This window comes from Paraburkholderia sp., assembly GCF_034668105.1.
Taxonomy (GTDB): Bacteria; Pseudomonadota; Gammaproteobacteria; order Burkholderiales; family Burkholderiaceae; genus Paraburkholderia.
On sequence record NZ_JAXDPY010000155.1, the window covers coordinates 1 to 20684 of the forward strand.

Annotated in this window: 21 protein-coding genes; 7 read left to right on the forward strand and 14 right to left on the reverse strand. The window is 62.5% G+C overall.

Annotation, left to right across the window (positions count from 1 at the left end; translation table 11 throughout):
* Nucleotides 1-12: 12 nt before the first annotated feature.
* The 5 genes from QOC89_RS07015 to rhaM all read right to left on the reverse strand — a co-directional run bounded on the left by QOC89_RS07015 (nt 13) and on the right by rhaM (nt 4943).
* Complete coding sequence (locus QOC89_RS07015; RefSeq protein ID WP_323044362.1) at nt 13-1029, reverse strand: ABC transporter permease; 1017 nt, start codon at nt 1027-1029, stop codon at nt 13-15.
* Nucleotides 1022-2080: an ABC transporter permease gene (locus QOC89_RS07020; protein WP_323044363.1), complete on the reverse strand. Its 1059-nt coding sequence runs from the start codon at nt 2078-2080 to the stop codon at nt 1022-1024. Before QOC89_RS07020 ends, QOC89_RS07015 begins: the two co-directional genes overlap by 8 nt.
* Nucleotides 2077-3606 (reverse strand): sugar ABC transporter ATP-binding protein, encoded by a 1530-nt coding sequence (locus tag QOC89_RS07025; protein ID WP_323044364.1) that lies wholly within the window; start codon nt 3604-3606, stop codon nt 2077-2079. Before QOC89_RS07025 ends, QOC89_RS07020 begins: the two co-directional genes overlap by 4 nt.
* A 77-nt stretch (nt 3607-3683) precedes the next feature.
* Nucleotides 3684-4577, reverse strand: coding sequence for an amidohydrolase family protein (locus tag QOC89_RS07030; protein ID WP_323044365.1), 894 nt, complete (start codon nt 4575-4577; stop codon nt 3684-3686).
* Between the two features lie 42 nt (nt 4578-4619).
* Nucleotides 4620-4943 (reverse strand): L-rhamnose mutarotase, encoded by a 324-nt coding sequence (rhaM, locus tag QOC89_RS07035; RefSeq protein ID WP_323044366.1) that lies wholly within the window; start codon nt 4941-4943, stop codon nt 4620-4622.
* A gap of 132 nt (nt 4944-5075) precedes the next feature.
* Here rhaM and QOC89_RS07040 point away from each other — a divergent pair, with 132 nt between their 5' ends.
* The gene (locus tag QOC89_RS07040) at nt 5076-6074 is read left to right on the forward strand and encodes a LysR family transcriptional regulator (RefSeq protein WP_323044367.1); all 999 of its coding nucleotides are present in this window, start codon (nt 5076-5078) and stop codon (nt 6072-6074) included.
* Nucleotides 6075-6089: 15 nt separating this feature from the next.
* Here the strand turns inward: QOC89_RS07040 and QOC89_RS07045 are convergent, their stop codons facing one another.
* From QOC89_RS07045 to QOC89_RS07070, 6 genes are all read right to left on the reverse strand, one after another.
* Nucleotides 6090-6872, reverse strand: a complete 783-nt coding sequence (locus QOC89_RS07045) for an SDR family NAD(P)-dependent oxidoreductase (protein WP_323044368.1) — start codon at nt 6870-6872, stop codon at nt 6090-6092.
* Between the two features lie 100 nt (nt 6873-6972).
* On the reverse strand, nt 6973-8151 hold the full coding sequence (rhmD, locus tag QOC89_RS07050) for an L-rhamnonate dehydratase (RefSeq protein WP_323044369.1): 1179 nt from the start codon (nt 8149-8151) through the stop codon (nt 6973-6975).
* A 48-nt stretch (nt 8152-8199) separates the two neighbouring features.
* Complete coding sequence (locus QOC89_RS07055) at nt 8200-9528, reverse strand: MFS transporter (protein ID WP_323044370.1); 1329 nt, start codon at nt 9526-9528, stop codon at nt 8200-8202.
* A gap of 96 nt (nt 9529-9624) precedes the next feature.
* Nucleotides 9625-10377, reverse strand: a complete 753-nt coding sequence (locus QOC89_RS07060) for an SDR family NAD(P)-dependent oxidoreductase (protein WP_323044371.1) — start codon at nt 10375-10377, stop codon at nt 9625-9627.
* A 320-nt stretch (nt 10378-10697) separates the two neighbouring features.
* Complete coding sequence (locus QOC89_RS07065) at nt 10698-11945, reverse strand: MFS transporter (protein WP_323044372.1); 1248 nt, start codon at nt 11943-11945, stop codon at nt 10698-10700.
* Nucleotides 11946-12320: 375 nt separating this feature from the next.
* Nucleotides 12321-12701: a hypothetical protein gene (locus tag QOC89_RS07070; protein ID WP_323044373.1), complete on the reverse strand. Its 381-nt coding sequence runs from the start codon at nt 12699-12701 to the stop codon at nt 12321-12323.
* Nucleotides 12702-13083: 382 nt separating this feature from the next.
* On the opposite strand from QOC89_RS07070, the gene QOC89_RS07075 reads away from it, so the two are divergent.
* Together QOC89_RS07075 and QOC89_RS07080 are read left to right on the forward strand one after the other, a co-directional pair.
* Nucleotides 13084-13212, forward strand: coding sequence for a hypothetical protein (locus QOC89_RS07075; protein WP_323044374.1), 129 nt, complete (start codon nt 13084-13086; stop codon nt 13210-13212).
* Between the two features lie 221 nt (nt 13213-13433).
* On the forward strand, nt 13434-13760 hold the full coding sequence (locus tag QOC89_RS07080; protein WP_323044375.1) for an H-NS family nucleoid-associated regulatory protein: 327 nt from the start codon (nt 13434-13436) through the stop codon (nt 13758-13760).
* A gap of 108 nt (nt 13761-13868) precedes the next feature.
* Here QOC89_RS07080 and QOC89_RS07085 read toward each other — a convergent pair whose 3' ends face one another.
* On the reverse strand, nt 13869-14369 hold the full coding sequence (locus tag QOC89_RS07085; protein ID WP_323044376.1) for an arsenate reductase ArsC: 501 nt from the start codon (nt 14367-14369) through the stop codon (nt 13869-13871).
* Nucleotides 14370-14635: 266 nt separating this feature from the next.
* Here QOC89_RS07085 and QOC89_RS07090 point away from each other — a divergent pair, with 266 nt between their 5' ends.
* On the forward strand, nt 14636-15940 hold the full coding sequence (locus QOC89_RS07090; RefSeq protein WP_323044377.1) for an MFS transporter: 1305 nt from the start codon (nt 14636-14638) through the stop codon (nt 15938-15940).
* Between the two features lie 152 nt (nt 15941-16092).
* Here the strand turns inward: QOC89_RS07090 and QOC89_RS07095 are convergent, their stop codons facing one another.
* Complete coding sequence (locus QOC89_RS07095) at nt 16093-16392, reverse strand: hypothetical protein (protein WP_323044378.1); 300 nt, start codon at nt 16390-16392, stop codon at nt 16093-16095.
* 201 nt (nt 16393-16593) lie between these two features.
* On the reverse strand, nt 16594-17283 hold the full coding sequence (locus tag QOC89_RS07100) for a J domain-containing protein (protein ID WP_323044379.1): 690 nt from the start codon (nt 17281-17283) through the stop codon (nt 16594-16596).
* Between the two features lie 471 nt (nt 17284-17754).
* Here QOC89_RS07100 and QOC89_RS07105 point away from each other — a divergent pair, with 471 nt between their 5' ends.
* The 3 genes from QOC89_RS07105 (at nt 17755) to iaaH (ending at nt 20651) form a co-directional block, all read left to right on the forward strand.
* Nucleotides 17755-18414: an NAD(P)H-dependent oxidoreductase gene (locus tag QOC89_RS07105; RefSeq protein WP_323044380.1), complete on the forward strand. Its 660-nt coding sequence runs from the start codon at nt 17755-17757 to the stop codon at nt 18412-18414.
* A gap of 361 nt (nt 18415-18775) precedes the next feature.
* Complete coding sequence (locus QOC89_RS07110; RefSeq protein WP_323044381.1) at nt 18776-18991, forward strand: transcriptional regulator; 216 nt, start codon at nt 18776-18778, stop codon at nt 18989-18991.
* Nucleotides 18992-19196: 205 nt separating this feature from the next.
* Nucleotides 19197-20651, forward strand: a complete 1455-nt coding sequence (gene iaaH / locus QOC89_RS07115; RefSeq protein WP_323044382.1) for an indoleacetamide hydrolase — start codon at nt 19197-19199, stop codon at nt 20649-20651.
* Nucleotides 20652-20684: the final 33 nt, after the last annotated feature.

Here is a 20684-nt window from a genome sequence, read left to right on the forward strand (position 1 = left end):
TTTAAGAGAACGTTATAAAGAAGAAGCGGACTTCGCGATGAAACGCCGGTCACGCGCCGCACGCCAGCGGGCGACCAGGTTGGGAATCAGCACCGATGCCAGCAGCAGCACGCCCGTGACGATCGTCAGCGTTTCGCTCGATACATCGTCGAGCGTCAGCGCGTTTTTCAGCACGCCGATAATCAGCAGCGACAGCAGCACACCGTACATCGAACCCCGCCCACCGAAAATACTCACGCCGCCGAACAGCACCGCAGCGATCACCGACAATTCGAAACCTTCGCCGTTATCGCCGCGCGCGCTGGTGAAGCGCAGCGTATAGACGACACCGGCCAGCGCGCTCATCGCGCCGGACAACACGAACAGCCGCAGCCGGATCTTCGCGACTTCGATACCGGAGAACGCCGCGGCGGTGGGATTCGCGCCGATTGCGTAGAGGCTGCGGCCGAATGCGGTGGACTGCAGCAACACCGTAAACAGCACCGCCCCGACGATCACGATCGCAAACGGCAACGGAATGAAGGTCGAGCCAACCGTATCCATGCCGAACGCCGTATACCCCGCCGGAAAATCCGCGACCGCCTGATCGCCGAGCAACACATACGCCAGACCGCGAAACAGGGCCAGCGTGCCGATCGTGACCGCGAGCGAAGGCAGATTGAGCTTCACGATCACGAGGCCGTTCAGCAAGCCCGCCAGCGCACCGGCAATCAATACCAGCACGATCACCACCGGCATCGGCAAACCCATATGCCACAGCACGCCCATCAACGCACTGGACGCGCCCAACACCGACGCCACCGAAAGATCGATTTCCGCGGCAACGATAATCAGCGTCATGGGCAGCGCCATCAACGCGATCTCGGTCAGGTCGGCGAGGATGTTGCTGATATTCGCACTGGTGAGAAACACCGGCGACAACCAGCGCCCGAGTCCGAGCGACAGCGCCAGCACGACGACCAGCAACACTTCCCATTGCAACGGTGTTTCGCGTTTGCGCGTGAGCAACGCGGAATCGGGTTTAGCCATGATCGCGTTTCCTCATCATGCGTTTGGCGACGGAGCGGGCCAGCAAGGTATCGGCGGTAATCGCGGCGACGATCAGCGCGCCCTCGATCGCCTGCTCCCAGAATGGCGAGACGTGCAGCACGACAAGCGCGATGCTGATCACCCCCAGCACGAGCGCGCCGAGCGTGGCGCCGAGAATGGTGCCCACCCCTCCCGTGATCGCGACACTGCCCACCACGGCGGCGGCAACCACCTGCAATTCGATGCCCTTCGCCGTGCTTGCATCGACGGTACCGAAGCGCGCGAGCCACAAGGCGCCCGCAAAGCCGGCAATCGCGCCGGACAGCAAAAAGCCCGCCATCACGCGACGCTCGACGTTCACGCCGGCAAGCCGCGCCGCCTCCGGGTTCGAGCCGATCGCGTAGTGTTCGCGTCCGCCGCGAAACTGCTTCAGATAGATAGCCAACACAGCCAGCACGACGATCGCGATGAGCGCGAGCGTAGGTATGCCGAAGAACGTACCGGTCGCGAGACGGGAAAACGCATCGGGCAAGCTGGTTGCATTGATCTGCCCGCCGTGGACCCACGCGTAATCCGCGCCGCGAAAGATGTAGAGCGTGGAGAGCGTGGCCACCAGCGACGGCACGCGTCCCACGGCAACCAGCAACGCATTGATAGCGCCCGCCACCAGACCGACCGCCAGTCCGGCCAGCAACGCGACGATCACCGGCATATGCGGAAACGCAACGTACAGACTGCCGACCGCATAGGCGCTCACGCCGACCGTCGATCCCACCGACAGATCGATATGCCGCATCAGGATCACGACCGTCATGCCGGCTGTCAGCAAGCTGATAATCGACACATTGAGCAGCACGTCACGCAGATTCTGCAGATTCAGAAACTGCGGCTTGGCGAGCCCCGTGCCCACGATCAACAGGATCAGCACCACGAAGAGCGTCGTCTCGCGGCTCTTCGCAATGCTCGCGACGAAGCCGCCTGGCGCGCTGCCGGTCCGTTTGGGGACCGGTGCCCGGACCGGCGCGGGATGAGTGGGAGAATGGCGCATCATGCGGCGTGCCCCAACGGTGGAATCGGTTGGCCGAGCGCGGCGCCCATGATGCGTTCCTCGTCGGCTTCGGCGCGCGCTATATCGGCGCTGATACGGCCCTCGTGCATGACCAGCACGCGGTCGGCCATGCCGAGTACTTCCGGCAGTTCGCTCGAAATCATCAGCACGGCCATGCCGTGGCGCACCAGTTCCGCCAATGCGCTATACACCTCCGCTTTCGCGCCGACGTCGATGCCGCGCGTGGGTTCGTCGATGATCAGGACTTTCGGGTTGGCGGCGAGCCATTTGCCCAGCACGACTTTTTGCTGATTGCCGCCGGAAAGCGTGCCGACCGGCGCATTCGGATCGCCCGCTTTGAGACGCAAGCGTGTGCCCCACTGATTGGCCAGCTGCGTTTCGCTGCGGGTGGAAATCAGGCCATGTTTGACGAGTCGTCCAAGCACGGTCATCGACGCATTGCGCGCAATGCTCAACTCCAATGCCAGCCCTTGTTGACGACGGTCCTCCGGTACCAGCGCGAGGCCCGCACGCACCGCCGCGGCGGGACTGCCCGCGGCGAGACGCTTGCCGCCAATGGAAATTTCGCCCGAGTCGAGCGGATCGATGCCGAAGATCGCGCGCGCCACTTCGCTGCGGCCCGCACCCACGAGACCCGCTAGCGCGACGATCTCGCCGGCGCGGACGTCGAAGGAAATGTCCTTGAAGACGCCCACTCGCGTGAGTCCACGCACGGACAGGCGCACTTCGCCCGGCGGCCGCTCGGCCTTCGGATAGAACGTTTCCAGATCGCGGCCCACCATTTTCGCGACGATGGACTCGGTGCTGAGATCGGCGGTGAGTCCGTCGAATACCTTCGCGCCGTCGCGCATGATCGTCACGCGTTGCGTCAGCGTGAAGACTTCGTCGAGCCGGTGCGTGATGAACAGAATCGCCACCTCGCGCTCGCGCAGCTTGCGCACGATCGCAAAGAGCCGCTCCACTTCGGGCAGCGACAACGCGGCGGTCGGCTCGTCCATGATCAGCACGTTCGCGTTCAACGACAAGGCCTTCGCAATTTCGATCACCTGCTGATCGGCGATCGACAAACCGCGCACCAGTTGATCCGCGCGCAGATCGACCCCGAGCGAGGCCAGCAAGCCATCCACCTCGCGGCGCATGGCGTCGTACTGAATCCGGCCGATCCGGTCCACCGGTTGCCGTCCCATGAAGATGTTCTCGGCGATCGAGAGATCGAAGAACAGCGTCGGCTCCTGATAGATCACCGCGAGGCCCGCGTCGCGCGCTTGCGCGGGCGTCGCGAAACGACGCGCCACACCGTCGACCAGCAGCTCGCCGGTATCCGGCTGATGCACGCCCGCGAGAATCTTCACGACCGTCGACTTGCCCGCGCCGTTTTCGCCGAGCAGCGCATGCACCTCGCCCGGCCACAACGCGAGATCGCCGTCGGATAACGCACGGACCCGGCCGAAGGATTTGCTGGCGTGCCGGAGTTCGAGCCTGGGCACCGCGGTTGGGGATTGCTGCACTGCTTGTCTCCTTCGTATTCGCTTTCGAGTGTTCGCTTTCGAGTGTGCGTCAGATGCGCCAATGCCGGGGCGGCAGGTCAGATACGATAAAAGCGCTCCGCATTACGGCAGAACAGCGCTTCTTTTTCAGCCACGCTCGCGCCATCCACAATTGACGCATACGCGTGCCACAAATCCGCATAAGAGCCGAACAACCGGTCGACCGGAAAGTTAGACGCGAACATCGCGCGCTCCACGCCGAACGTGTCGATCGTTTCAAGCACATAGGGGCGCAGGCTTTCGACCGTCCACTGATGATCGAACATCGCGAGTCCGCTGATCTTCACCGCGACGTTCCTGCAACCCGCGAGCAGTCGCAACCCGTCACGCCACGCGCGATAACCGGCAACGCTGCTGCGGTCCACGAACATGCCCGCATGGTTGATGATAAAAATGGTCTCGCCATGCGCGCGCGCCAACGCCGCCGCCTCTTCCATCTGCGACGGATACAGTTGCAGATCGAACGACATGTCGTAACGGCGCAGCAACGCAAAATGTTCGCGCCACTGCGGCTCGCGCATGAAATGACGGCCAACGTAATCGAACAGCTTGTTCTCGTGCACGTTCAGGATCTGCCTGATGCCACGCGTATTGGCGAACGACGCGTGCGCTTCGAGTAGTTCAGGTGCGTTCGCCGCGGACAGATCCACGGCGGCGACAATCGCATTCGGCATACCGCGCGAGGCGGGACGATCCGCGATGGATTGCAGCCAGCGGGTTTCCTCGACCGGATCGGCGGGATCGTGATTCGCTTCCACGTGCACCAGCTTCAGCACGTCGATATCGCCGGCCTCACCGAGCAGGTCGTCGAGCAGATAGTCGTGCTTGAGTTCGCGCGCGTCCCCCACGAACGACACCCCCGGCTTTTCCAGCCACGGATAGCGATGCGTCTTCAGATCCCACAGATGGATATGCGAATCGACAACCTGCATGCGACACCCTCCGCTCATAAGGCACAAGCACAGTCCGCGACGTCAGCTCAGTGAATTCAGATGAAAGACCGGCTCGAGCGGTTGCTGAAGCGGCGTGTGGTCAGGGGCCGTCTGCATGATGTCGGCCATGTAATCCCACCATTTGCGCATCACCTCGAGTTGCGGCAGCTCATGCATGGTGTGATTCGTGGCGCGCGTCAGAATGGCGAAAAGATGGTCCGAGCCCGCGTCGAAGAAAATCCGATAATCGCGCACACCGGCGTTGTGCAATGCATCAACCAGTTCGGGCCAGATTTGCGCATGACGTCGTTCGTATTCCTCGCGCATGCCCGGGTTGAGTACCATCCGGAAAGCGATTGTTTCCATTGCGGCCTGTCTCCCGTCGTATCCGGGCGCTTTCTCTGAGAAGCGACTGATACGACTATAATTCCTGCGTCGATAGCATCTCAATTCGTTGTTGGGATTGGGCGATCCACAAACCGAATCGCACCGGGAACCATGAGCCAACACTCAGCTGCCATCGCACTCGTCAATCGGCTCAAGTTCAAACACCTCGCGCTGCTCGTCGCGCTCGACGACGCGCGCAATCTCCATCAGGCCGCCGAGGCGATCAATGTCGCGCAACCCAGCGCGAGCCGCATGCTCGGCGACATCGAGGAAGCGTTCGGCTTCCTGCTGTTCGAGCGCAACGCGCGCGGCATGACGCCCACGCCGCTCGGCGTGGTCACGCTGGCGTATGCGCGGCGGGCGTTGGCCGAGTTGACCCGCTTCGCCGAAGACCTCGACGTCAAACGCCGCGGCGGCCATGGACAATTGACCGTCGGCGCCATCATGGGTGCCGCGCCCGATCTGCTGGCCATGGCGGTGGCCGCCCTGAAAACCGAAAGCCCGTTGCTGAATGTACGCATTCTTGGGGAAACCAGCGACCAGGTCGTGCAATTGCTGCATCGCCGCGAGGTCGATCTGGCGTTGGGACGCCTGACCAGTCCGTTGCAACACAACGATTTCAGTTTCGAGCCGCTCGCTCGCGAGACCTTGCTGCTGGTGGTGCGCTCGGTGCATCCGCTGGCACAGCGCGCGCGCATCACGTTGCGGGAATTGATCGACTGGCCGTGGGTGGCGCAACCGGTTACCAGTCCGGCGCGGGTGCTGTTCGAAGAGGAACTCGCGCGTGCGAGTCTGGCGACGCCGGTCAATCTGACCGAGTGCGCATCGATCTTCGCCACCCTGCAATTGCTCGAAAACTACGACGCCGTGGCCATGCTGCCCGAGTCGGTGGTGCGCGATCATCTGCGCGGCAAGCTGCTGGTTGCGTTGCCGCTCGAAATCGGCAAGAGCCTCGCCGGTTTCGGCATTCTCACGCGCAAGGAAGAAGCCCTCGCCGAACCGGCGCTGCGCTTTATCGATTTGCTGCGTGGCTTCTCGCGCAAGCTCGCACGCGACGACTCCGCCGTGACCGCGGCCGCGCCTGTGATCGTCTCCGCACCGGTTCATTGACGTCGGCATCGCGCGTTACTGCAAGTTGACGCACAGGCCGCCGTCCACCAGCAGCGCGGCGCCTGTTACGTAACGCGCGCGCTCAGACGCGAGGAATACCACGCAGTCGGCGACATCCTCCGGGCGGCCGAGTCTGCCCAGCGGAATGCGCTTTTCGAAGTAGGCTTTTTTGGCTTCGTCGGCGAGATCTTCGGCGTTCAGGTCGGTGGCGATCGTGCCGGGCATCACCGAATTGCAGCGAATGCCGTAGGGCCCCAATGCCACCGCACACGACTGCATCAGCGAATGCACACCCGCCTTGGTCGGCGTGTAGTGAGTTTGCATGCCCCCGCCTACCAGCGCGCTGATCGAACTCGTCGCCACGATCGCGCCGCCCGTGCCCTGTGCTTTCATCTGCTGCGCGGCGGCTTGCGTCACGTAGAACGCGCCGTTCAGATTGACGGCCACCGTCGACTCCAATATTTCAGGTGGCATGTCGAGAAAGGCATGGAACGGGCAGATGCCGGCATTGCTCGCGAGCACGTCCACTTTGCCGAAGGCTTCGACGGTTTGGCGAACCAGTTCGTGACCGGTTTCGCGCGCGGCCACATTGCCTTCGATCGCGATCACACGCCGCCCCAACGCTTCGATTTCGCCGACCACTTCCTCAACGGCAGAGCGGCGCCCGTACGATGCGTCGTTATCGCCCCAGTAGTTGATCGCCACATCCGCGCCTTCGGTTGCGCATGCAACCGCTATCGCGCGGCCAATACCACGCGAGCCACCGGTGACGATCACGACCTTGTCCTTGAGCAACACGTCATTCTCCTGTTGGCTGGGTCAATACTCTGTCTTGCAGGCTGGGCCTGAGTTCACGGCGCATTCATCCCGGCGGATTCACCACGCGACCATCGAGCACTTACCGCGGATAAGGGCGTACCAGCGCGCATTCCGGATTCAATCGCACACCGAAGCCCGGGGTTTCCGGTACCTTCATCCGTCCATTCACGGGGACCGGCTCATCGAGGAGCAGCGGCGTGAACATCGGCACCACTTCATCCGCCTTCGGCGCCATCATCAGAAACTCCGCGAACGGCGAGTTGTGCCGCGTGACGACGAAGTGATAGCTATACACCGATGAACCGTGCGGCACCACCATCACATTGTGGGCGTCGGCGAGCGCGGAAATCTTGATGAGTTCGGTAATGCCGCCGCACCAGCCCACATCGGGCTGAATCAGATCGCAGCACTGCATCTCCAGCAGCATGCGAAAACCCCAGCGGGTCGCTTCATGCTCGCCGGTCGACACCATCATGCCGCGTGGCACGTTGCGGCGCAGTTCGGCGTAACCCCAGTAGTCGTCCGGCGGCAGACATTCTTCGATCCATTTCAGACCGTATTCGTGCGCCGCCTGCGCGAGCCGCGTCGCATACGGCACGTCAAGGCTCATCCAGCAGTCGTACATCAGCCAGAAGTCGTCGCCGACGCGGCTACGCATCTCGGCGAGCTTATCCAGATTCTTCTTGAGTCCGGCCTCGCCTTCCGCCGGACCATGCTGCAACGGCAATTTACCGCCGATGAAACCCATCTCTTTCGCCAGATCCGGACGCGCGCCAGTCGCATAGAAAACGAGTTCGTCGCGCACCGGACCGCCCAATAGCTGGTACACCGGCTCCTTGCGGACCTTCGCGAGCAGATCCCACAACGCGAGATCGACGCCTGAGATCGTATTCAGCACCACGCCTTTCCGGCCGTAATACAGCGTCGAGAAATACATCTGATCCCACATCTTCTCGATGTCGGTAACAAGCTGGCCTTCGAGAAAGCGCGCGAGATGTTTTTCGACGATGAACGCGCCGATCTCTCCGCCGGTCGTGACCGCGAAACCGACGGTGCCGTCGCTCGCTTCAATCTCGACGACCAGCGTGCCGAGCACATTGATACCGAACGACTGGCGGCTCTGGCGATACTCCGGATAGCGCGCCATCGGCGTGGAAATGTGATCGTCGATCCAGTGTCCGTCGGGTTGATCGTGATAGTCCGCACCGCCGCCGCGGACGATAAAGGCACGCACGTGCCGGATAGTAGGCATGGCCATGAAAAGGGCTCCGTTGTTGGTGCGCAGAACGTGCTGCCAAAAATGCGCCTAGCGGGCACGGTGCAGTAAATGGTGGAACGACCCGCTTGAATCTGTACCGTCACGCCGCAACAGCGTGCCGATCATCAGCGCCGCCAGCAGACTCGACACGCCCAATACGATCAGCCCTGCCGAGGTCGATGAAAACGCCCGCTCCGCCGCCGTGCGCAAGCTTGGCGCAATGAATCCACCGAGACCGCCGAGCGAATTGATCAGCGCGATCCCGCCCGCCGCCGCGGCCCCCGTGAGGTAGCGCGTCGGAAACGTCCAGAACAGCGGTTGTGCCGCGATGAATCCACTGGCCGCGCAGCACAGCGCGATCAACCCGATCGATGGGTTATGCGCGAGCCCCGAGGCGCCAATGCCAAGGCCTGCGAGCACCAGCAGCGCCACCGCCCAGCGCCGGTGACCACCCGTGCGATCCGCACGACGCGGCACGTACCACGTCACAGCCAGCGCACACACCCACGGCAACGCGGCCACGAGACCCACGCGCAAGCCGACGGTGGTGCCGAGCAAAGCGGCCACTTGTTGCGGCAAATAGAAGATCACGCCGTAGACGCTCATCTGGATCAGCAGATAGATCGCCGAGAGCAGCAGCACGCGGCGGTCCACCAGCGCGGCGAGAATGCGATGCGGTCCGTGCGTGGAGGCGGCACGCGCATCGTCGTCGAGTGCGCTGCGCAACTGGGTGCGCTCCTCTGCATTCAGCCAGCGCGCGTCTTCAGGACGGTTGTCGAGATACCAGAACGCCCACACGCCGACCAACGAGGCCAACGTTCCCTCGATCAGAAACAGCCACTGCCAGCCGGCGAGACCCATCGTGCCATGCAGTTCGAGCAGGGAACCCGACAACGGACTGCCGAAAATGAACGCTAGCGGCGCGCCGAAGTAAAACACGCCCACCGCGCGCGCTCGCGCCGCTTGCGGAAACCAGTTGGTCAGGTAGTAGATCACGCCGGGGAAGAAACCGGCTTCGGCGACACCCAGCAGAAACCGCAGTGAGTAGAACGCGCTCGGCGTATGCGCAAGACACATCGCCGCCGAGACGAGCCCCCATGTCACCATGATCCGGCACATCCACGCACGCGCGCCGACCTTATGCAGGAGAAGATTGCTCGGTACTTCGAATAATGCATAGCCGACGAAGAACACACCCGCACCGAAGGCAAAAGCCGCATTGGACAAACCCGTATCGTGCTGCAACGCTTTCTGCGCGAAGCCGATATTGGCGCGGTCGAGAAACGCCAATACGTACATCAGCAGCAGGAACGGCAACAGCCGGCGCATGACCTTGCTGTTGATCGCCTCCAGCGACGTGGGCGAATGCGGCTTCATGACGTCTCCTTCGCCGAGCATGCGGGTCGCGCCCGGCGGTTTTTATCTTCTGCATAGCGGCTGCTATTACCGCGGTTCAGCTAACGCGCTGACGACTCAATAAGTCGCGCGCCCGCCGGACAGGTCGAATACCGCGCCGGTGCTGAACGCACAGTCTTCAGAAGAAAGCCAAAGAATCAGCGAGGCCGCTTCTTCCGGAAGCAGGAACCGGTTCATTGGAATCTTCGAAAGCATGTAGTCGATATGCTGCTGCGACATCGAATCGAAGATCTCTGTTTTGGCCGCCGCGGGCGTGACCGCATTGACGAGGATGTTCTTCGTCGCCAGCTCTTTGCCGAGCGATTTGGTCAAGCCGATGAGCCCGGCTTTGGAGGCGCTGTAGTGCGAGGCGTTCGGGTTGCCTTCCTTACCGGCCACCGAAGCGATATTGACGATCCGTCCGTAGCCCTGTTTGAGCATTTGCGGGACGACCGCGCGGCAGGTGAGATACGGGCCGATCAGATTCACGTCGATCACGCGGCGCCAGACTTCGGGGTCGAGTTCCCAAGTCGTGCCGTTGCCGCCGGTGATGCCGGCGCAGTTGATCAGCACGTCGATCGCGCCATGGGCGGCGACCGTTTGTGCCACCGCCTGAACCACTGAGGCTTCCTGGGTGAGTTCGACCGTGACGGCTGTTACCTTGCCGAGTTCGCCGAGTTCGCGCTCGCTGCGCGCGAGGCGCTCGGCGTCGATGTCCCATAGCGCAACCGACGCGCCTGAGTTCAGCGCCCGTTGAGCCACTGCGTAGCCAATGCCGCGCGCGCCGCCGGTAATGGCGACCACGCGTCCTTCCAGATCGATTCGATTCATCGCTGTGCTCCTGTGGCAAGCCTGTGCAGCTTGTCTTTCAGTTGTTGTATTTCTGCTGGCCGTGAGGCTTCTGCTTTGGTTCAGCAAATATACGAGCGGTGCGATGCGCCAACAATCCGTGTATTGGAGAGGGTGATAACAAAAACGGATCGCGGGGGGGCTTGGCGGCGAGCGTGCGGGGTTCGAAATGATCTCGCTCTCACTTTCGCAAGACGCAAAAGCCGCTTCGATCAAAATCCATGCAATGGCATCCCGTTGCAGATCGACGTTTTGCCTGCTCGCTATCGCAAGCAAAGCGCCGACCGTGCTCTTTACCTTCGCTAGTCACTACACGCCGGACACGCAATCGCCTCGGCCACCACGCTCTGTTCGCTGCGCCCGAAACTCGCGAGCGCGGCAAGCCCCAGCAGTGCCAAACCGCTACCGAAAAGAAAGTCGACAGAAATGCCGACATGGTCGACCACCACGCCACCAATCAGCGAGCCCAACGCAATCGCCACCTGGATGATGCTGACAAACAGCGCCGAACCCGCTTCCGGCGAATCGGGCGTAGCACGTTGAATCCACACGCTGAAACAGAGCGGCAGCGCCCCGAACGAAACACCCCACGCGAGGACGAGCGCCGCGACACCGATCGATGAATGCTGCAACAGCGGCATTGCCAGCAGCGCGAACATGAGCAGGGAAACCATCGCGGCCACGGACGTTTTCAGGTTACGCGTCACCGTGGATGAAACGACGAAGTTCGACACGAAGCCAATAATGCCGAAGCCAAGCAATAACCACGTAATGGTCGACATCGAGAAATTCGCGTTGCGCAGCAGGAACGGCGTGATGTACGTGTATGACGAGAAGTGCGCGCCGAATGCGAGCGCCACCATCAGCATGCTTCTGCGCGGATGCGGGCGACGCAGCAGGGACACCAGATCGCGCATCCGCAATGCGGCGCTTGACGGCAACGACGGCACGAAGACGAACTGGGCCACGAGCGCGATCGCGACAAGTACGCCGGTGGCCATGAACGATGCACGCCACGAGGCGAAGCTCGCGATGAAGGTGCCGAGCGGTACGCCGATCACCGTTGCGCAGGTCACACCGGTCAGGATCGTCGCCATGGCTTTGGCCGAATCTTTCGGCTGTACGAGACGCCCCGATGCCGCCGTTGCCAGAGTCCAGAATCCGCCCAGCGCCGCGCCAAGCAGCGCGCGCCCGAACAGCAGAAGCAGAAAATTGGGCGCAAAGGCGGAGATCAGATTCGACGCCAGCAACAGGGTGGTGAGCAACAGAAACACACGCCGGCGATCCATCCGGCCGGCTACCAGCATCGAACCGGGTGCGGAGATGGCGGCAATCACACCCGGCACAGTCACCATCAAACCAGCGGTGCCGGGCTGCACGCCCAGATCCGCCGCCACGCGCGGCAGGAGTCCAACGGGTAGAAACTCCGTGGTCACGAATGCGAACGCACCGATTGCCACGGCGCCGACAGCGAGCCAGGAACGCAGAGACGACGAGGCGCTATCGTCCGGCGAGACAGTGCCCGCCGGCAGATTATTTTCCATCAACATAGTATTGTTTGCGAGTCACTAAACAACGGGTGGGATTGGAGCAGTCGCACCGGACTAATCAATTCACGGGTAGCGCATCACGATTAAAAAAAGCAGGCGAAATTTGCCTGCTTGTGATTTGCAGCTCCAAGATCAGTGGGCGAAGACCTGAACGGAACACACCATAACATCGTATTAAATCGCCCGCTGGCCACTTCGTAAAATTGCAGTTGGGCGTGGGGGTATTTCCAACAGTTTGGCGGCCGCGGATGACAGGGTTGTTTCGTGCGTCGTTTCGATCAGGATAAAGTGCGCGGCCCCCATGATGGGGTCACGCAGCGAAGTGTTGGAGGCGGTACGTGCTGCGCCCTCACCGCCTCCCGAAGTGCCGGTCGGTCATCGACCAAAATAGACCCTGCATTGCGGCCCGGAAGAGCATGGCCGCTCATGCCGGCCTCCCGCCTCCTCCGTGCCGGCGGCAACCCCGCCATAAGAGACGTTCTGCACCGCTTGCGCGCCCGGCACGATAGTCCGCCCGGCTTCACCAAACGACATGTCGGTGCTGGCCTGTGCCGATTCGTTCGCGTTCTGCATGAACGCCCGGCCGGACACCGCTTCGTCCTGCGGACCATCCAGCGCGCCGGCCGGGTTCGGCGCCAGAAAGAGCGCGATGCTGGCCAGCGCCATCAATAAACGTAATTTCATGTCCAGACTCCTCGAATCCGGCGCAGCAGCGCTCATCCCCTCCAAAAAGAATCGATCCGCGAAAAACGTCACGTCACCAATCGAACAGGCGGACGGGCGAATGCCTATGTGGGACTGCTGCCGCGAGTCACCGAACTAAACGAGTAAATAGTTGCCAGACTGAAACCAATGTCGGGCGGCCACGCATGGCATGCCGGAAGCGGTCGCCATCAGGCTGGAAACGCAGATTGTCGCTCCGCAGTTTCGTTATAGGTCGGCCACCCAGGATTTCAATCCCGGCGATGCGCACTGGGTTAGCGGCGTCGGCAGGAGCCTTATTAGGGACATTCAAAGGCATTCGACAACAAAAATCAGTCGGGCCAGCGCGTGCTTTACCCGAACAGTGCGCTATGATGCTGGAATAACACACACAATCAGCCCCGCGCGAGGCACCGGCGAGAGACGGAGCGTGGGCATGAGACAGGCCATTCGCGATCAGTGCATCGTCATCACCGTCTTTTCCATAGCGGCTATCCGGCTTATGCAGCCGTACCTGCCGCGCGGCGGAGCGCTTGAATATTCACTGATTGCCACCGGTTGGTAGCGATTGATACCGATCGGCACGGGCAGCCGTCCAGGCGGCCCGGCCAGGTATATGCACCAACGCATTTATGGAACACCGTTTTTGGCGTTGCCACTGGGATTTCCTTCAATCAATAACTTTGCCGCGAGCAGACTCCATTCACTTGGATTCAATGCTTTCGCGGGTTCCCTCGCAATCTGCAATTGACAGAACGCCGGACGCTTTAGAAGGACGAATATCTTATGGACGAAAGGAAGCGAGATAGCATGATTGCGTATCTCCGCCACCGCATGGAAGAGTTTGGCATCAAACCAGAAGACCTCGCCGCGGTGCTGGCGGCCGAACCGAAGGGGCAAAAGGCTGAGCGCTACCGCAGCGCAACGGGAGATAGCTGGGACGGCCAGGGTGACATGCCCCAATGGCTTAAACAGGCAATCAGTGCAGGTCAATCAATTGACCATTTCGAATTAACGGCCGCGCCGGCCCCGGCTCCGCAGCCGAGAAAGCAGGTGGATTGGCTCAACGACCCGTTCGCCGGCAGTCCGCTCGCGCGCCCGAACAATCGCTAGGCCGTCAGCCTGTTAAAGCGCTGGCACGAAGTCCTATATCCCTGCACTTCCTGATGGCAGCAGCAGGGTCGACATGTTCGTCGGCGTTGTCAAAGCGCGGGCGGAGATTTACAGCGCCTGGCTGGCGCAAGCCGGCGCTTCGTCACTCGCGGCAGTGTCTTGTGCCCCCGCGTATTGCGGGAGTTCGATGAACGCGCTGAGCTGCCGCACGATTTGCCAGAAGACCTTCTCGAACAAACGGACTCGTTCAGGCTCGGGCATTTCAGCGGCGAGCGGATCGGCAAAAGTCCAGAGACACATTGAGGGTTCCCCCGGAAAGAGCGGCGCGCGATGCCCGGCGACAGCCGCGTCCATGGCAATGACGAGATCCATTCGCGGTGCCCATTCGCCGGTGAATTCCAGCCAGCTTTTCGGACTGAGCGCGCCGAGGTCTGAAATACCCGGCCGCAGTTGCGCGATCGCACTGGGATGAACACGCGCGGCGGGCTCCGGCCCCGCGCTGAATGCGTCGAACCGGTGGCCTGCCAGTTCACGCAGTAAAGCTTCCGCCATGATGCTGCGTGCCGAATTCTCGCGACAGAGAAACAGCACTTTGTATTTTCTGGTCACGCTCACCCCGTCCCAAGTTTTTTATCTCTCCGCGCAATTCTGCTGGTCCAGTCTTGCGTCCTCGTGACACTACGATGGCCTAAATTGCTGCGCTACGAGAATTTGTACCAGGTCGATCACGCGCGAGTATTGCGGATGGCATCGCGACGAAGTGTAGCAGCGCAAAAATCCGATCTTTTCTGTATGCTGTCAGCCGCGCGCGAGCCTAGCGGCCTCTGCGGTAACCGCGGGCTGCATTGAAAAACTGCCACAGCAACTAGAGACACATGAACGCCACAACGCTGAACCCTGCCGCCGACCGCCATAAACTGGAGTCCCTCGCTTACGCCAAAGTCACCTGGCGCCTCTTGCCGTTTTTATTTCTCTGCTACGTCGCGGCCTATCTCGACCGCGTCAACGTCGGCTTTGCGAAGCTGCAAATGCTCAACGACCTGCACTTCAGCGATACGGTTTACGGACTGGGCGCGGGTATTTTCTTCATCGGCTATTTCTTTTTCGAAGTGCCCAGCAATGTTCTGATGCACCGCTTTGGCGCACGGCTGTGGATCAGCCGCATCATGATCACATGGGCGTTCATCTCAGCCGCCACGTTGTTCGTCGCCACGCCAACCCAGTTCTACGCGTTGCGATTCCTGCTCGGTATCGCGGAGGCCGGTTTCTTCCCGGGCATCGTGCTGTACCTCACGTACTGGTATCCGGGTGCGCGTCGCAGCCGCGTCAATGCGCTGTTCATGATGGGGATTCCGGTCGCGGGTGTGCTCGGCGGCCCGATGTCGGGCTGGATCATGGAGGCATTCAACGGCGTGCATGGTCTCGCGAACTGGCAGTGGCTTTTCCTGCTGGAAGCCATTCCTTCGATCGTACTCGGGGTCATCACGCTGAAGTACCTGCCCAACGGAATCCGCTCGGCAAAATGGCTCACCGAAGATGAAAAGACCTTGCTCGAACAAGGCATCGCGGAAGATGGCGCCGGCAAGCTGCACGCATCGTTGTCGAGCGTGTTGAGCAACGGCCGGGTGTGGTTCATGGCCGGGATCTACTTCTGCTGCATGATGGGTCTCTACGGCGTGAGCTTTTATCTGCCAACGCTCATCAAGACCGCGGGCGTGAAGGATGCATTGAACGTCGGCCTGCTCACTGCGATCCCTTATGGGTGTGCGATCGTCGCGATGTTGCTGATTGCCCGCAGCGCCGACCGCTTGCGCGAGCGGCGCTGGCATTTCGCCGCCGCGGGTCTGATGGCAAGCCTGGGGCTGCTGGCCGCGACCATTTTCAGTTCGAACGTCGTTCTCGCGATGATCGCGCTTTCAATCGGCACGGCGGGTGTGCTCGCCACGATGCCGGTGTTCTGGGCGTGGCCTGGCGCGATGCTCGGCGGCACCGCGGCCGCCGCCGGCATCGGTCTGATCAACTCGGTCGGCAATCTGGCGGGCTTCGTCAGTCCGACCGTCGTCGGGTGGATGAAGGACGTCACAAACAGCACCAATGCGGGCATGTATGTGATTGCGGCAGCGCTCTTCGTCGGTGCCTGTCTCGCCTTCTTCCAGCCGCGCGAGAAGGTTGGCAAGTAAGCGTCTGGAGGCGGCCTCAGTGCCGCCTGGATGTGCCGCGCCTGAGTGGTGCCTGGTGTGGTGCCTGGTGTGCCGCTCGCTGTGGCGCTCGAATGCCAGTCCCGCGCCCATACCGCTTCAACGCCGCCGCGTTCTCGCGTGGCGGCATCTCGTCAGACGGAAGCCCCACCTTCGCGCCGTTCGGACCCGATCCGGTTCGCCGCGTCACTTGCGCCATCGGACGCCGCCGGTGAAGTTTCAAACCGCATCGCCGCAGGCTGCGCGTTGATCGCCTTGACCCCGTTCACGATGCCAGGCGCCGCGACGTAGGGGATAAACGCCGCCACTGCAACGACAAAAATAAAGGTAATCATGGTCGTCGTGCCTCTCGGAATCTGCAACGTGGAGGTCAGGCGAAGCGGGCCTTTCGCAAAGGAAGCCGAGTCGGCGACAAGGAGGTGAGCCGCGAGCACGCGAGCCACCTCGTGCCCGGCATATTAATGAGTCCGCCACCCGCACGCGTGGCAATGAGGAACCGTCGCTCTTCATTCGGCAATAGAACGACACATGTCACGGACGTGTCTTCGATTCTAGAAGCGGACATTCGAACGCTAAAGGCCGCGCTCTATATCAATTCGGTCTACGTCTCTGGTCTAACGGCCAAATCCGTCTCATCAAAAGCGCAAGCCATTCAGGAACTGAAACCAGAGACCACTCATTACGCCGGCAGGGTGAGCATCGCTGGCATGCTCTTCGCGCTTGCCTGGGTTGCCGTGGTAGCCGTGGTTGCCTGGTGTGCCGCGCCTGGCGGCATCGTCGTTGACCGCAGCGGCCTGCGTGCTGGCTGCAACGTCGGGCACCTCCGCCGCTTTCGCAGCCGCCTCGGCGGCAAGCTCCGCCTTCTCGGCCTCACGCCGCGACGCCTGCAATGCCGACACACTGTCGGCGATCTGCGCGGCCCGGCGGGCCTCGCATCGACGTCCCAGCAGCACGCCGAATAACACGTCGCGATTGTGGCCGTCGTCGGCGAAACGCATGGCGAGCGACACCATCTCCGCATAGGCCGCTTCGTCCGCGGCATGCGCCGCCGCCTCGCGTTCCGCTTGTGCTTTTTGCTGACGCGCCCGCTGCGCTTCCCAGCCGCGCATCTGCTCGCTGTACACCGAGTCGTACACCTTGCGCTGCGCGGCGTCGGAGAGGATCGCGTAAGCGTCCTTGATTTCCTGGAAGGTGGCGCGCGCGACTTCTTCGGCGCCGCTGTTGCGGTCCGGATGCCATTTCATCGCGGCCTTGCGATAGGCCCGCTTGATTTCTTCGTCCGTGGCGTGCACGTGCACACCGAGCGTGTCATATAGGGTTGCCATCGCTTGCTCGACCTCGCGGGGAATTACTGGCGGACCATCGTAGCACGCGAAAAACGGCTTTATCGTGAAGCGGCGAGCGCTGACGCTAGCGAAAGACCCGACAAAGTCCAGACGAAAAAAAGGCCTCGCCACTGGTGTAGCGAGGCCGAGTCCCATGTCAAGGAGATGTCATGGAGGAGACGGTTCAATCATAGCGGTGCGTCATCGCGCCCCCAAACAATGGTTCGCCATATGCTTATCCGGCGCGGCGTCAACTGCATAGCACCGGGCCGCGTATCTGCTTCGAAACCTCCGTCAGATGGCGCGTTCCGCCCCCAATCACCCCACGCGGTTATATCGTTAGAACAAAAAGTCGCTTCGCCGGGGTTGCGACGGTCATTAAGATGACACTTCAAAGTCCGGTTCGCCCCGGCGTGTCTGCGCGCAGCCCCGCGCCAGCGCGCCGTGAGCCGCTACCGAAGGAGCATTTCGTTGACCAGTTTCGATCATCACCGCCGGCCGCTCGTTATCGGCATCGGCGGCACGACACGCGCGGCGTCGTCGACCGAGCGCGCGCTCGGCTTTGCGTTGCGCGGCGCGCAAGCCGCGGGCGCGGATACCCGCCTGTTCGGCGGCACCTTTCTGCATAGCCTGCCCCACTACGCGCCGGAAAACCCGCAACGCACCGACGAACAGCTCGAACTGATCGAAGCCGTGCGCCACGCGGATGCGCTGATCATCGCGACGCCCGGCTATCACGGCGGCGTCTCGGGCCTCGTCAAAAACGCGCTCGACACGCTCGAGGAACTGCGCGCCGACGAGCGGCCGTATCTGGATGGCCGCGCGGTCGGCTGTATCGTCACCGCTTATGGCTGGCAGGCTGCCGGCTCGGTGCTGACGTCGCTGCGTTCGATCGTCCACGCGCTGCGCGGCTGGCCTACGCCGTTCGGCGCCGGAATCAATACGCTGGAAACGCGTTTCGACACCGTCGATACCTGTTCCGACGCCAAGGTGGTCGATCAGCTCGCCACGGTCGGCCAGCAGGCCGCCCAATTCGCGCTGGCATTCAACGCGCATCGCACGCCGGGCGCCGCGCCGCTCGCCCCCGCAGTCAAGGCAGCACAGCCTGCCCGCCTGCTGCACGCCGTCTAAGCGCGAACCGCATGACATCGTGGACCGCGGCTTGCGGTCCACGAACGCTCCGCTACCTTCCTTACCGGCCGTTGCCTCGACGCGGCCGCGCCGCCCCGCTCCAAACCGTGCGCCACATAACAGACCAGCCGGCAACAAGGCCGGATAGTGTTGTCACATCCAGCGACTATGCTCCGATCCGGTCTCCTGAAGACCGTTCCCGAAGCTCGCTGATTTGCTTACGACGAAAGATTGGTTCACCCGCTGCGCGGCGCGGCTTACGCTTGATCTGCCCGCTCACCACCGGTTGCCCGACGCACAGGGTTGCGTTCCGCGTGCCGGCTCCCTGGCAACACACGCGGGCACACTCACTGCCACGACCATGAATTCAAATATTCGCTACAAGGGCTATGAAGTCGCACCGGCTGCGCAACGGCTGCCCAACGGCCTGTTCGCCGCCAACCTGACCATCGAGAAAAGCCCCGCAAGCCCGGGCCAGGCCTACTCGTTCGACGCGCTCGATTACTTCTTCGACGAAGAGCACGCGCTTGCCTATGCGTTCCGCTGGGGACGCATGTGGATCGACAACCGGCAGTAACGGCGACAGGGCCGCCCAAGAGCGCCCGATGCGCCCGAGCGGCGCTCACATCGCTCCACCGCGCAAAACCAAACCACCAGGCCAGTCGCCCTGCGAAGCGCCGACGGGTCTTTCTGCGAACTCAGGCATCTTTCCTCACCCGACGTCGATTGTTAAGCGGCTGTGCCAGAATAGGCGACACTTCAAGTTCAAGGAGACGCCGGCGATGACATGGACCGTCGATGAACAGTTGGCGCTAACCGCCATGGAGGCAGTCGCGGCGATCCAGTCGGGGCGTCTCAAGGCCGCCGACTATATGGCCACGCTGCTGGCGCGCGCCGCCGCCCTCTCGAGCCTCAACGCGCTCACCACGCTCGATCTCGACGGCGCGCTCGCCGCCGCGCAGCGCCTCGATGCGCTGCCACCCGAAGCGAAAGCTCGCTTGCCGCTCGCCGGTTTGCCCATCGTGGTGAAGGACAACATCAATACGGCCGGCTTGCAGACCTCGGCGGGCACCCCCGCTCTCGAGGGTTTCGTGCCGAAGACCAACGCGCCCTCGGTACAACGGCTGCTCGATGCCGGCGCGATCGTGCTCGGCAAAGCCAACATGCACGAGCTCGCGTTCGGCATCACCAGCACGAATCTGGCCGTGCACGCCGGGCCGGTGCGCAATCCGTACGACCCCTCGCTGATCCCCGGCGGCTCGTCGGGCGGCACCGCCGTGGCGATCGCCGCGCGCATCGTGCCCGCCGGTCTTGGTACCGACACCGGCGGCTCCACTCGCATCCCCGCCGCGTTGACGGGCACCGTCGGGTTTCGTCCGTCGGTCGGCAACGGCGGCGCCGAGCGGCGCTATCACGACCCGAACGCGGTCGTGCCGATCAGCCATACACGCGACACGGTAGGTCCAATGGCGCGCACGGTCGCGGATGTGGCCCTGCTCGACGGTGTGATCACCGGCGCGGGACCATTGCCCACAATCACGCTGAACGGCTTGCGTATCGGCTTGCCCGCGCCGCTCTGGGAAGGACTCGAAAGGCAGGTGGAAGACGTCGCGCGAGCCGCTTTGCGCCGGCTTGAAACAGCGGGCGTCACCTTCGTGCCCGTTGCCATGAGCGAACTGGAGACCTTGAACGGCCTGGTGGGCGGTCCGCTCGCGATCCATGAGGCACGCGAGGACGTGCTCGCCTGGCTCGTCGCCAACGATGCGCCCGTCAGGACCGTAGCCGAACTGGCGGTCCGCATCGCCAGCCCGGATGTGCGCGCGATCTACGACGGCGTGCTCGCCGACGCGCTCGGCGCCCATTACGACGCGGCGCTTAAGCAATGGCGGCCGCGCTTGCAGCAGTACGTCGCGGCGACTTTCGCCGATGAGCGGCTCGACGCGCTGCTGTTCCCGACCACACGTCTCGTGGCGGTGCCGATCGACGATGTGAACGGCTCGTCGACCGTATCGATCGACGGCGCCGCGTCGATCGATACGATGGACGCGTTCCTACGGAATACGGACCCGGCCAGCACGTCGGGCATTCCGGGTTTGTCGCTGGCGGCGGGAATGAGCGCCAGCGGCTTGCCGGTCGGCCTGGAACTGGATGGGCCGCTCGGCGACGACCGGCGGCTGCTGGCAATCGGCGTCGCGGTCGAGCAATTGCTCGGTGCGCCGCCGGCGCCTGTGCTTTGACGGCTTTAAAGATGGCTTTGGGTATGCCGCTGA

Bases quoted from the DNA above. Each gene is read 5' to 3' on its own strand.
- QOC89_RS07090 (WP_323044377.1), top strand. From the start codon at position 14,636: ATGAACGCCACAACGCTGAACCCTGCCGCCGACCGCCATAAACTGGAG.
- QOC89_RS07040 (WP_323044367.1), top strand. From the start codon at position 5,076: ATGAGCCAACACTCAGCTGCCATCGCACTCGTCAATCGGCTCAAGTTC.
- QOC89_RS07075 (WP_323044374.1), top strand. From the start codon at position 13,084: ATGAGACAGGCCATTCGCGATCAGTGCATCGTCATCACCGTCTTTTCC.
- QOC89_RS07080 (WP_323044375.1), top strand. From the start codon at position 13,434: ATGGACGAAAGGAAGCGAGATAGCATGATTGCGTATCTCCGCCACCGC.
- QOC89_RS07060 (WP_323044371.1), bottom strand. From the start codon at position 10,377: ATGAATCGAATCGATCTGGAAGGACGCGTGGTCGCCATTACCGGCGGC.
- QOC89_RS07065 (WP_323044372.1), bottom strand. From the start codon at position 11,945: ATGTTGATGGAAAATAATCTGCCGGCGGGCACTGTCTCGCCGGACGAT.
- QOC89_RS07015 (WP_323044362.1), bottom strand. From the start codon at position 1,029: ATGGCTAAACCCGATTCCGCGTTGCTCACGCGCAAACGCGAAACACCG.
- rhaM (WP_323044366.1), bottom strand. From the start codon at position 4,943: ATGGAAACAATCGCTTTCCGGATGGTACTCAACCCGGGCATGCGCGAG.
- QOC89_RS07100 (WP_323044379.1), bottom strand. From the start codon at position 17,283: ATGGCAACCCTATATGACACGCTCGGTGTGCACGTGCACGCCACGGAC.
- QOC89_RS07020 (WP_323044363.1), bottom strand. From the start codon at position 2,080: ATGATGCGCCATTCTCCCACTCATCCCGCGCCGGTCCGGGCACCGGTC.
- QOC89_RS07110 (WP_323044381.1), top strand. From the start codon at position 18,776: ATGAATTCAAATATTCGCTACAAGGGCTATGAAGTCGCACCGGCTGCG.
- iaaH (WP_323044382.1), top strand. From the start codon at position 19,197: ATGACATGGACCGTCGATGAACAGTTGGCGCTAACCGCCATGGAGGCA.
- QOC89_RS07030 (WP_323044365.1), bottom strand. From the start codon at position 4,577: ATGCAGGTTGTCGATTCGCATATCCATCTGTGGGATCTGAAGACGCAT.
- QOC89_RS07055 (WP_323044370.1), bottom strand. From the start codon at position 9,528: ATGAAGCCGCATTCGCCCACGTCGCTGGAGGCGATCAACAGCAAGGTC.
- rhmD (WP_323044369.1), bottom strand. From the start codon at position 8,151: ATGGCCATGCCTACTATCCGGCACGTGCGTGCCTTTATCGTCCGCGGC.